This window comes from Thermus thermophilus, assembly GCF_019974155.1.
Taxonomy (GTDB): domain Bacteria; phylum Deinococcota; class Deinococci; order Deinococcales; family Thermaceae; genus Thermus; species Thermus thermophilus_C.
Genome location: NZ_AP025158.1, coordinates 1808349 through 1819209 on the forward strand (window position 1 = coordinate 1808349; position 10861 = coordinate 1819209).

Annotated in this window: 9 protein-coding genes; 6 read left to right on the top strand and 3 right to left on the bottom strand. The window is 70.5% G+C overall.

The window, feature by feature from the left end; translation table 11 throughout:
• Window positions 1-2 precede the first annotated feature (2 nt).
• From nuoL to TthTMY_RS09770, 6 genes are all read left to right on the top strand, one after another.
• Window positions 3-1823 (top strand): NADH-quinone oxidoreductase subunit L, encoded by a 1821-nt coding sequence (gene nuoL, locus TthTMY_RS09745; RefSeq protein WP_223903222.1) that lies wholly within the window; start codon window positions 3-5, stop codon window positions 1821-1823.
• A complete protein-coding gene (locus tag TthTMY_RS09750) occupies window positions 1817-3226 on the top strand; it encodes a complex I subunit 4 family protein (protein WP_096411125.1) in 1410 nt (469 codons plus the stop codon). The genes nuoL and TthTMY_RS09750 overlap by 7 nt, the downstream gene beginning before the upstream one ends.
• A complete protein-coding gene (locus tag TthTMY_RS09755; RefSeq protein WP_096411126.1) occupies window positions 3223-4506 on the top strand; it encodes an NADH-quinone oxidoreductase subunit N in 1284 nt (427 codons plus the stop codon). Before TthTMY_RS09750 ends, TthTMY_RS09755 begins: the two co-directional genes overlap by 4 nt.
• Before the next feature lie 12 nt (window positions 4507-4518).
• Window positions 4519-6297 carry an arginine--tRNA ligase gene (locus TthTMY_RS09760; protein WP_096411127.1) on the top strand — a complete coding sequence of 593 codons (1779 nt, stop codon included), beginning with the start codon at window positions 4519-4521 and terminating at the stop codon, window positions 6295-6297.
• Between the two features lie 4 nt (window positions 6298-6301).
• Window positions 6302-7348 (top strand): S1C family serine protease, encoded by a 1047-nt coding sequence (locus TthTMY_RS09765; protein ID WP_096411128.1) that lies wholly within the window; start codon window positions 6302-6304, stop codon window positions 7346-7348.
• A 67-nt stretch (window positions 7349-7415) separates the two neighbouring features.
• Complete coding sequence (locus TthTMY_RS09770; RefSeq protein WP_096411129.1) at window positions 7416-8864, top strand: Mur ligase family protein; 1449 nt, start codon at window positions 7416-7418, stop codon at window positions 8862-8864.
• On the opposite strand, the gene fadR is transcribed toward TthTMY_RS09770, so the two are convergent.
• The 3 genes from fadR to TthTMY_RS09785 are packed head-to-tail and all read right to left on the bottom strand — an operon-like array spanning window position 8833 to window position 10820.
• The gene (gene fadR, locus TthTMY_RS09775) at window positions 8833-9450 is read right to left on the bottom strand and encodes a TetR family transcriptional regulator FadR (protein WP_096411130.1); all 618 of its coding nucleotides are present in this window, start codon (window positions 9448-9450) and stop codon (window positions 8833-8835) included. The genes TthTMY_RS09770 and fadR overlap by 32 nt on opposite strands.
• A gap of 5 nt (window positions 9451-9455) precedes the next feature.
• Window positions 9456-9965 carry a hypothetical protein gene (locus TthTMY_RS09780; RefSeq protein ID WP_096411131.1) on the bottom strand — a complete coding sequence of 170 codons (510 nt, stop codon included), beginning with the start codon at window positions 9963-9965 and terminating at the stop codon, window positions 9456-9458.
• Window positions 9966-10820, bottom strand: coding sequence for an NAD(P)H-dependent flavin oxidoreductase (locus TthTMY_RS09785; RefSeq protein WP_096411132.1), 855 nt, complete (start codon window positions 10818-10820; stop codon window positions 9966-9968). It abuts the gene before it with no gap.
• Window positions 10821-10861 lie beyond the last annotated feature (41 nt).

Below are 10861 nucleotides of genomic sequence, written 5' to 3' on the forward strand. Positions count from 1 at the left end.
GCATGGCGCTTCTCGGGACGATTCTCCTGCCCCTCTTCGGCTTCGCCCTCCTCGGCCTCTTCGGCAAGCGGATGCGAGAGCCCCTCCCCGGGGTCCTGGCCTCGGGGCTCGTCCTCGCCTCCTTCCTCCTGGGGGCGGGGCTTCTCCTCTCGGGCGGGGCCCGGTTCCAGGCGGAGTGGCTTCCCGGCATCCCCTTCAGCCTCCTTCTGGACTCTCTCTCCGGCTTCATGCTCCTCATCGTCACCGGCGTGGGCTTCCTCATCCACGTCTACGCCATCGGCTACATGGCGGGGGACCCGGGCTACAGCCGCTTCTTCGCCTACTTCAACCTCTTCATCGCCATGATGCTCACCCTGGTCCTCGCCGACAGCTACCCGGTGATGTTCATCGGCTGGGAAGGGGTGGGCCTGGCGAGTTTCCTCCTCATCGGCTTCTGGTACAAAAACCCCCAGTACGCCGACAGCGCCCGCAAGGCCTTCATCGTGAACCGCATCGGCGACCTGGGCTTCATGCTGGGGATGGCCATCCTCTGGGCCCTCTTCGGGACCCTCTCCATCAGCGAGCTTAAGGAGGCCATGGAGGGCCCCCTGAAGAACCCCGACCTCCTCGCCCTGGCGGGCCTCCTCCTCTTCCTCGGGGCCGTGGGCAAAAGCGCCCAGATCCCCCTCATGGTCTGGCTTCCCGACGCCATGGCCGGCCCCACCCCCGTCTCCGCCCTGATCCACGCGGCCACCATGGTGACGGCCGGGGTCTACCTCATCGCCCGGAGCTCCTTCCTCTATAGCGTCCTCCCCGACGTCTCCTACACCATCGCCGTGGTCGGCCTCCTCACCGCGGCTTATGGGGCGCTTGCCGCCTTCGGCCAGACGGACATCAAGAAAATCGTCGCCTACTCCACCATCAGCCAGCTCGGGTACATGTTCCTGGCGGCCGGGGTGGGGGCCTACTGGGTGGCCCTCTTCCACGTTTTCACCCACGCCTTCTTCAAGGCCCTCCTCTTCCTGGCCTCGGGCAGCGTGATCCACGCCCTGGGGGGCGAGCAGGACGTGCGCAAGATGGGAGGCCTCTGGAAGCACCTCCCCAAGACCCGCTGGCACGCCCTCATCGGGGCCTTGGCCCTGGGCGGCCTTCCCCTGCTTTCCGGATTTTGGTCCAAGGACGCCATCCTCACCGCCACCCTCACCTACCCCTTCGGGGGGGTGGGGTTCTACGTGGGGGCGCTCCTCGTGGCGGTCCTCACCGCCATGTACGCCATGCGCTGGTTCGTCCTGGTCTTTTTGGGGGAGGAAAGGGGCCACCACCACCCCCACGAGGCCCCGCCGGTGATGCTCTGGCCCAACCACCTCCTGGCCCTGGGTTCGGTCCTCGCGGGGTACCTGGCCCTGCCCCACCCCCTGCCTAACCTCCTGGAACCCTTCCTGAAGCCCGCCCTGGCGGAGGTGGAGGCCCACCACCTCTCCTTAGGGGTGGAGTGGGCCCTCATCGCCCTCTCGGGGGCGGTGGCCCTTCTGGGGCTTTGGGGGGGCTACGTCTTCTTCCAACGCAAGGCCCTCCCCGCCTGGTACCTGGCCTTTGAGGCGGCGAGCCGGGAGGCCTTCTACGTGGACCGGGCCTACAACGCCCTCATCGTGAACCCCTTGAAGGCCCTGGCGGAGGCCCTCTTCTACGGGGACCGGGGCCTCCTGGGGGGTTACTTCGGCCTAGGCGGGGGGGTAAGGAACCTGGGCCAGGCCCTGGCCCGCCTGCAGACCGGCTACCTTAGGCTTTACGCCCTGCTTTTCGTGCTGGGCGCGCTTCTGCTTCTGGGGGTGATGCGGTGGTAGTCCTGGCGGTCCTTCTACCGGTGGTCTTCGGGGCCCTGCTCCTTTTGGGCCTGCCCCGGGCCCTCGGGGTTTTGGGGGCGGGGCTTTCCTTCCTCCTCAACCTCTACCTCTTCCTCACCCACCCGGGGGGGGTGGCCCACGCCTTCCAAGCCCCCCTCCTCCCCGGGGCGGGGGTGTACTGGGCCTTCGCTCTGGACGGGCTTTCCGCCCTCTTCTTCCTCACCGTCGCCCTCACCGTCTTCCTGGGGGCTTTGGTGGCGAGGGTGGAGGGGCGCTTTTTGGGCCTCGCCCTCCTCATGGAGGGGCTTCTCCTCGGCCTCTTCGCCGCCCGGGACCTCCTCGTCTTCTACGTCCTCTTTGAGGCCGCCCTCATCCCCGCCCTCCTCATGCTCTACCTCTACGGGGGGGAGGGGCGGACGCGGGCCCTCTACACCTTCGTCCTCTTCACCCTGGCGGGCTCCTTGCCCATGCTCGCCGCCGTCCTCGCGGCGAAGGCCCTGGGAGGAAGCCCCACCTTCCTCCTGGAGGACCTCCTCGCCCACCCCCTCCAGGAAGAGGCCGCCTTCTGGGTCTTCCTGGGCTTCGCCCTGGCCTTCGCCATTAAAACGCCCCTCTTCCCCCTCCACGCCTGGCTTCCCCCCTTCCACCAGGAAAACCACCCCTCGGGCCTCGCCGACGCCCTGGGCACCCTCTACAAGGTGGGGGTCTTCGCCTTCTTCCGCTTCGCCATCCCCCTGGCCCCCGAGGGCTTCGCCCAGGTCCAGGGCCTCCTCCTCTTCCTCGCCGCCCTTTCCGCCCTCTACGGTGCCTGGGTGGCCTTCGCCGCCAAGGACTTCAAGACCCTCCTGGCCTACGCCGGGCTTTCCCACATGGGGGTGGCGGCCCTGGGGGTCTTCTCGGGCACGCCGGAAGGGGCCATGGGGGGGCTATACCTCCTGGCGGCCAGCGGGGTCTACACCGGGGGGCTCTTCCTCCTCGCGGGGAGGCTTTACGAGCGGACGGGCACCCTGGAGATCGGACGCTACCGGGGCCTGGCGCAGAGCGCTCCGGGCATGGCCGCCCTGGCCCTCATCCTCTTCCTCGCCATGGTGGGCCTCCCCGGGCTTTCCGGCTTCCCCGGGGAGTTTCTGACCCTCCTCGGGGCCTACAAGGCGAGCCCCTGGCTCGCCGCCTTGGCCTTCCTCTCCGTGATCGCCTCCGCGGCCTACGCCCTCACCGCCTTCCAGAAGACCTTCTGGGAGGAGGGGGGGTCTGGGGTGAAGGACCTCGCGGGGGCGGAGTGGGGCTTCGCCCTGCTTAGCGTCCTCGCCCTCCTCCTCATGGGGGTCTTCCCCGGCTACTTCGCCCGGGGGCTCCACCCCCTGGCGGAGGCCTTCGCCAAGCTTCTTGGAGGTGGCGCATGACCCTGGCGATCCTCGCGGTCTTCTCCGTGGCCTTGACCCTTCTCGGTTTCGTCCTCCCGCCCCAGGGCGTGAAGCGGGCCACGCTCCTGGGCCTGGCCTTGGCCCTCGTAAGCCTCCTCCTCACCTGGGGGAGGCCCTTCGCCTTCGGGCCCTACGCGGTGGACGGCGTCTCCCAGGTCTTCACCCTCCTCGCCCTCCTAGGGGCCTTGTGGACCGTGGGCCTCGTGCGCTCGGGGCGGTTTGAGTTCTACCTCCTCGTCCTCTACGCCGCCTTGGGCATGCACCTCCTCGCCTCCACCCGGCACCTCCTCCTGATGCTCGTGGCCCTCGAGGCCCTCTCCCTCCCCCTCTACGCCCTCGCCACCTGGCGCCGGGGGCAGGGCCTCGAGGCCGCCCTCAAGTACTTCCTCCTGGGAGCCTTGGCCGCCGCCTTCTTCCTCTACGGGGCGGCCCTCCACTACGGGGCCACGGGGAGCCTCGTCCTCGGCGCCCCCGGGGAAGGCCCCCTCTACGCCCTGGCCCTGGGCCTCCTCCTCGTGGGCCTGGGCTTCAAGGCGGCCCTCGCCCCCTTCCACTTCTGGACCCCCGACGTCTACCAGGGAAGCCCCACCCCCGTGGTCCTCTTCATGGCCACGGGGGTGAAGGCCGCGGCCTTCGCCGCCCTCCTCCGGGTGGCCGCACCCCCCGAGGCCCTCGCCCTTCTCGTGGCCCTCTCTGTGGTGGTGGGGAACCTGGCGGCCCTGGCGCAGAAGGAGGCCAAGCGGCTTCTCGCCTACTCCTCCATCGCCCACGCCGGGTACATGGCCCTCGCCCTCTACACCGGGAACGCCCAGGCCCTGGGCTTCTACCTCCTCACCTACGTCCTGGCCACGGGCCTCGCCTTCGCCGTCTTAAGCCAGGTCTCCCCGGACCGGGTGCCCCTGGAGGCCCTCCGGGGCCTCTACCGGAAAGACCCCCTCCTGGGCCTCGCCTTCCTGGTGGCCATGCTCTCCCTGCTGGGCCTGCCGCCCCTTGCGGGCTTCTGGGGCAAGTACCTGGCCTTCGCCGAGGCGGCCCGGGCCGGGGCCTGGGGGGTCTTGGTCCTGGCCCTCGTCACCAGCGCCGTGAGCGCCTACTACTACCTCGGGCTTGGGCTTGCCGTCTTCGCGCGGCCCGAGGAGACCCCCTTCCGCCCAGGCCCTCCCTGGGCCCGGGCCGCGGTCGTGGCCGCCGGGGTCCTCCTCCTCGCCTTGGGGCTCCTCCCCGGCCTCGCCCTCCCCGCCTTGGCCGCGGGGGGTTAAGATAACCCCCTGATGCTGCGGCGCGCTCTGGAAGAGGCCATCGCCCAGACCCTAAAGGAGATGGGGGTTCCGGTCCGCCTCAAGGTGGCCCGGGCTCCCAAGGACAAACCGGGGGACTACGGCGTCCCCCTTTTCGCCTTGGCCAAGGAACTTAAGAAGCCCCCCCAGGCCATCGCCCAGGAGCTCAAGGACCGGCTTCCCCTGCCCGAGTTCGTGGAGGAGGCCATCCCCGTGGGGGGGTACCTGAACTTCCGCCTCTCCACGGAGGCCCTCCTGAAGGAGGCCTTGAAGGAGAGGAAGCCCTTTCCCAAGCGGGAGGGCCTGGTGCTCATTGACCACACCTCGGTGAACCCCAACAAGGAGCTCCACATGGGCCACCTGCGGAACATCGCCCTGGGGGACGCCATCGCCCGCATCCTGGCCTATGCAGGCCGGGAGGTCCTGGTCCTCAACTACATTGACGACACGGGCCGCCAGGCGGCGGAGACCCTCTTCGCCCTCCGCCACTACGGCCTCACCTGGGACGGGAAGGAGAAGTACGACCACTTCGCCGGCCGGGCCTACGTCCGCCTGCACCAGGACCCCGAGTACGAGAGGCTCCAGGCGGGCATTGAGGAAGTCCTCCACGCCCTGGAGCGGGGGGAGCTTCGGGAGGAGGTGAACCGGATCCTCCTCGCCCAGATGGCCACCATGCGCGCCCTGAACGCCCGCTACGACCTCCTCGTCTGGGAGTCCGACATCGTCCGGGCGGGGCTCCTCCAGAAGGCCCTCGCCCTCCTGGAGCAAAGCCCCCACGTCTTCCGCCCCCAGGAGGGGAAGTACGCCGGGGCCCTGGTCATGGACGCGAGCTCCGTGATCCCGGGCCTCGAGGACCCCTTCTTCGTCCTCCTGCGCTCCAACGGCACGGCCACCTACTACGCCAAGGACATCGCCTTCCAGTTCTGGAAGATGGGCATCCTGGAGGGCCTCCGCTTCCGCCCCTACGAGAACCCCTACTACCCCGGCCTCCGCACGAGCGCCCCCGAGGGGGAGGCCTACACCCCCAAGGCGGAGGAGACCATCAACGTCATTGACGTGCGGCAAAGCCACCCCCAGGCCCTGGTGCGGGCCGCCCTAGCCCTCGCGGGCTACCCCGCGCTTGCGGAGAAGGCCCACCACCTGGCCTACGAGACCGTCCTCCTGGAGGGGCGGCAGATGTCGGGGCGGAAGGGGCTTGCCGTGAGCGTGGACGAGGTGCTGGAGGAGGCCACCCGGAGGGCCCGGGCCATCGTGGAGGAGAAGAACCCCGACCACCCCGACAAGGAGGAAGCGGCGCGGATGGTGGCCCTGGGGGCGATCCGCTTCAGCATGGTCAAGACCGAGCCCAAGAAGCAGATTGACTTCCGCTACCAGGAGGCCCTCTCCTTTGAAGGGGACACCGGCCCCTACGTCCAGTACGCCCACGCCCGGGCCCACAGCATCCTGCGCAAGGCGGGGGAGTGGGGAGCGCCGGACCTCTCCCAGGCCACCCCTTACGAGCGGGCCCTGGCCCTGGACCTCCTGGACTTTGAGGAGGCGGTGCTGGAGGCGGCCGAGGAGAAGACCCCCCACGTCCTCGCCCAGTACCTCCTGGACCTCGCGGCGAGCTGGAACGCCTACTACAACGCCCGGGAAAACGGCCGGCCCGCCACCCCCGTCCTCACTGCCCCCCAAGGGCTTAGGGAACTCCGCCTAAGCCTCGTCCAAAGCCTGCAAAGGACCCTGGCCACGGGCCTGGACCTCCTCGGCATCCCCGCGCCTGAGGTAATGTAGGCCCATGCGGGCCCTTCTCCTCCTAGCCCTCCTCCTGGCCCTGGTCCTAGGGCAGCGCCTGGTTGCCCCCGAGGAGGTGGCCCGGGCCCAGGTGATCCAAAAGGCCCTTCCTGCGGTGGTGCGCGTCCAAGGAAGCGCCCTCTCCCCCGGAGGGGAGGACGTGGTAGGCACGGGCTTCTTCGTGGGGCCGAGCCGGGTGGTCACCAACTACCACGTGATCCGGGACCTCAAGGACCTCACCGTCCGGCTCGCCGACGGGAGGACGTTTCTCGCGGAGCGCTACGCCGTGGACCCCGGGATTGACCTCGCCCTCCTCACCGTCCGGGGGGCGCGGGCCCCCGGGGTGCTGGCCTTCGCCCAGGTGGAGGCAAGGCGCCTCCCCTTGGGGATGGGGGTGGTCCTGGTGGGCTTCCCCTATGGCCAGGGGCCTCTAGCCTCCTTCGGCATCCTCTCGGGGGTGGGCCCCCTGGAGGTCCCCCTGCCGGACCCGAGCGTGGGAGCCGAGGTGGGGGAGTACCTCTTCACCGACGCTCCCCTCACCGTGGGGAACTCGGGAAGCCCCCTGCTCAACCTCCAGGGCGAGGTGGTGGGGCTCGTGGCCGACGTCATCGGGGGGCCGGCCGGGATCGGGGGCATCGGGGTGGCCGTGCCCGGGGACCTGGTGGCCCAAAGCATCGCCGACCTGGAGCGCTTCGGCATCCCCCAAAGGGGGTGGCTCGGGGCCAGCCTCATCAGCCTGGACGAACTCCCCCCCGTCCTCCTCCGGGCCGTGGGCCTCACCTCCGCCCAGGGGGCGATGGTGGACCGGGTGGAGCCGGGAAGCCCCGCGGCCAGGGCCGGCCTCAAAGGGGCCCAGCGGGACACCCAGGGGAGGCTCCTCGCCCTGGGGGACGTGATCCTGGCCGTGGACGGGGTGGCGGTGAAGGGCAAGGCGGACGTCGTCCGCCTGGTGGCCCAGCGCCGCCCCGGGGACCGGGTCCGCCTCACCCTCTGGCGGGACCGGAGGCGGCTAGAGGTCACCGTGGTCCTGATGGCCCGGCCGCGGGAGTGAGGCGGAAGCCGGCGCGGGCTGTGGGAAAACGGGCTGCGGAAGCCCGCACCTTCGGAGGAACGAGGCCATGCCCACCTTGAAGGAACTCTTCGCCCTCTTCGGTAAGGACGCCCCGGAGGTGCCCGTCAGGGGCCTCACCCTGGACTCGAGGCGGGTGGAGCCCGGCTTCGTCTTCGTGGCCGTACCCGGGGTTCCCCTCCCCCACCGGAAGCCCCTGGACGGGCACGACTTCGTCCCCGAGGCCCTGGCCCGGGGGGCGGTGGCCGTGGTGGGGGAGAGGCCCCTCGCCCTCCCCGTCCCCTACCTCCAGGTGGCCGACGGCCGCGAGGCCCTCGCCCTCCTGGCCCGGCGCTTCCACGGGGAACCGGACCGGAAGCTCCTCCTCGTGGGGGTCACGGGGTCCAAGGGCAAGAGCACCACGGCAAGCCTCCTCCACCACCTCCTCCAGCGGGCCCAGGGCGGAAGCGCCCTCCTCTCCACCGTGGGCCTTCGCCTGGGGGAGGAGGCCCGCCCCCCCGTGGGCCACTTCACCACCCCGGAGGCCCCCGAGGTCTACGCCTTCCTCCGGGAGGCGGCAGACCGCGGCCTGAAAAGCGCCGTGCTGGAGGTCTCCAGCCACGCCCTGGCCCTGAAGCGGGTGGAGGGCCTCACCTTCCGGGTGGGGGTCTTCGTGAACTTCTACCCCGACGACCACCTGGACTTCCACGGCACCGCCGAGGCCTACTTCCGGGCCAAGGCCCTCCTGGTGGAGCGGTCGGAGTTCGCCGTCCTCGCCCGTAGCCTCCCCCACTTCCCCCGGCTCGCCCAAAGGCCCCACCTGAGCTTCGGGGAGGGAGGGGAGGTCTTCGCGGAGGGGCTTCGGGAAACCCCGGAGGGCCTGGCCTTCCGCCTCCACACCCCCTGGGGGTCAGGGGAGGCCTTCTTGCCCCTCCTCGGGGCCTACAACCTGGAAAACGCCCTCGCCGCAAGCGCCGCCGCCCTGGCCCTGGGGGTAGGCCTCGAGGCGGTGCTGGGGGGCCTCGCCGCCTTCCCCGGGGTGCCGGGCCGGATGGAGGTGGTCCTCAAGGCCCCTTTCCGCGTGGTCATTGACTTCGCCCACACCGGCAAGAGCCTGGAGGCCGCCCTGAAGACCCTCCGCCCCACCACCCCGGGGAGGCTCCTTCTGGTGGTGGGGGCGGCCGGGGAGCGGGACCCCCAGCGGCGCGTGGACATCGGCCGGGTGGCGGCCCGCCTCGCGGACAAGGCCTTCTTCACCGAGGAGGACCACCGGGGCGAGGACCTCTTCGCCATCCTGGAGGCCATGGCCCAGGCGGCCCGGGCCGAGGGCGGGGTCTACGAGCTCGTCCCCGACCGGGAGGAAGCCATCCTCAAGGCCATCCTCGAGGCCCGCCCCGGGGACACGGTCCTCCTCGCCGGCAAGGGGCACGAAACCACCTTGGAGCGGGGCCAGGTGGCCCTGCCCTGGAACGAGCGGGAGGCCGCCCTCAAAGCCCTCCGGGCGCGGGGGCTTCTCTGACGAGCATCCCCTCGAGGAGGAGCCTGAGGTTCTTCTCCAGCTCCTCGGCCAGGTCCCGCCCCGGGGTGTAGGCGGCCCAGCGCAGGGCGGAGAGGAAGTAGAGGTCGGCCAAGGTGCGGCCCATGCGCTCCAGGGAGAAGTCCTGGCGCAGCACCCCCTGTTCCCTAAGGGGCTTCAGGATCTCGGCGATCAGGTCCCCCAGGGGCAGGGCCTCAAAGGCCGCCCGGGCCCGCACGGGGTCGGGGTTGAGGAGCTCGTAGAACATGGGCAGGAGGAGGTCCCTCTCCCGCGCCGTCCCCTCGGCCAGGACGCGGAAGAGGTGGCGCAGGACCTCCACGGGCTCCCTGCCCTGGGCGAGGAGGCGCCGCACCTCCTCCCGCAGGCCAGCGAGGAGCTGGCTCCCGTAGTCCAGAAGCACCGCCTCCTTGTAGGGGTAGTAGTTGAAGAAGGTGCCCCGGGAGACGTGGGCCGCCTTGGCGATCTCCGTGGCCGTGGTCTCCTGGAAGCCCCGGTTGCGGAAAAGCTCCATGGCGGCGCGGAAGATCCGCTCCCGCCGCCTCCTTTTCTGGTACTCGCGCACGGCCATGGCACCTAGTCTACAAGGGGAACCGGCCGCCCCATCCAGGCCCCCAGGGCCTCGAGGAGGTAAAGCCCCCCCCGGGTCGTGTAGACCTTTCCCTCCCGGTGAACGCCCCCAGGCACCACCCGGTAGCCCCGGGCAAGGAGGGCTTCCGCCACCTCCCCGGGGGCCGCCACCTCCTGGGGAAGCCTTCCCGCCTCCTCCAGGAAAAGGTGGGCGTTGAAGCCCACGAAAACGGCCTCCAAACCCTCCCAGACCTCCTCCAGGAAGGCCAGGTAGGCAGGGTCCCGGGCCCTCTCCCTGGGCCGCCTCGCCCCCGGGAGGACCAGGGCCCTAGGCTGTGGGGCCGCGGGAAAGGCGTAGGTGGGGGTCCAGACGGAGCCTGCCAGGGCCAAGGTGCCCTTCCGCCCCTTGGCCACGGTGTAGGCGGGAAGGCCGAGGCGCCTCGCCGCCTCCAAGGCCAAGGCCGCCTCCAGCTCGCTGAACTCGGGGAGCAAAAGGACCGCGAGGGCCTTCTCCATTCACGGAAGCCCGGCCTTCGCCGCCCGGTACTCCTCCACCAGGCGGGCCACCACCTCCTTGGCCGAGGGGATCTCCCGGAGGAAGGCCACCCCGTGCCCGGCGGAGTAAACCTCCTTCCAGGCCTTCCCCCCGCCCTGACGGAACCGCTCCAGGGACTCCCTGAGGAAGTTGGCGGGCACCCCGGTGACCTCGGGGGTGTACTCTATATCTTCCGGAGAGGCCCGAAGCAGGGCCTCCTTGTACTCCAAGGGCGCCCCCGACTCCAGGGTGGCGATGAAGCGGGTGCCGATGTAGACCCCGTCCCCCAGGGCCAAGGCGGCGAGCACCTGCCTCCCCGTGGCGATCCCCCCGGCGATGAGGACGGGCACCCCAAGTTCTTCCCTAAGCCAAGGCCCGAGGACGAAGGGGCTCACCCTCCCGGCGTGCCCCCCGGCCCCGCAGGCCACGGCCACCAGGGCGTCCGCCCCGGCCTCCACCGCCTTCTTGGCGTGCCTCAGGCCCACCACGTCGCACCAGACCACCCCGCCGTAGGCCTTGACCCGCTCCACCACCCGGGTGGGGTCCCCCAGGGAGGTGACCACGAGGGGGACCTTGCGCTCGGCCACCGCCTCCAGGTCCTCCTCGAGGCGGGGGTTGTCCTTCAGGATGAGGTTCACCCCAAAGGGCACCCCTTGGGGGAAACTCTCCAGGAACTCCCGGAAGGCCTCGTGGGTGCGGAAGTTGAGGCTCGGGATCACCCCGATCCCCCCGGCCTCGGCCACCGCCTGGAGGAGGGGGGCGTTGGACACCAAGAACATGGGGGCGGCCACGATGGGGTAGCGGATCCCCAGCATTCGGGTGATGGCGGTCTCCATGGGGGAGATTTTACCGGGTTCAAGGAGCGCGCAGACCAGGT

Bases quoted from the DNA above. Each gene is read 5' to 3' on its own strand.
- TthTMY_RS09755 (WP_096411126.1), top strand. From the start codon at position 3,223: ATGACCCTGGCGATCCTCGCGGTCTTCTCCGTGGCCTTGACCCTTCTC.
- TthTMY_RS09760 (WP_096411127.1), top strand. From the start codon at position 4,519: ATGCTGCGGCGCGCTCTGGAAGAGGCCATCGCCCAGACCCTAAAGGAG.
- TthTMY_RS09770 (WP_096411129.1), top strand. From the start codon at position 7,416: ATGCCCACCTTGAAGGAACTCTTCGCCCTCTTCGGTAAGGACGCCCCG.
- fadR (WP_096411130.1), bottom strand. From the start codon at position 9,450: ATGGCCGTGCGCGAGTACCAGAAAAGGAGGCGGCGGGAGCGGATCTTC.
- TthTMY_RS09785 (WP_096411132.1), bottom strand. From the start codon at position 10,820: ATGGAGACCGCCATCACCCGAATGCTGGGGATCCGCTACCCCATCGTG.
- nuoL (WP_223903222.1), top strand. From the start codon at position 3: ATGGCGCTTCTCGGGACGATTCTCCTGCCCCTCTTCGGCTTCGCCCTC.
- TthTMY_RS09780 (WP_096411131.1), bottom strand. From the start codon at position 9,965: ATGGAGAAGGCCCTCGCGGTCCTTTTGCTCCCCGAGTTCAGCGAGCTG.
- TthTMY_RS09765 (WP_096411128.1), top strand. From the start codon at position 6,302: ATGCGGGCCCTTCTCCTCCTAGCCCTCCTCCTGGCCCTGGTCCTAGGG.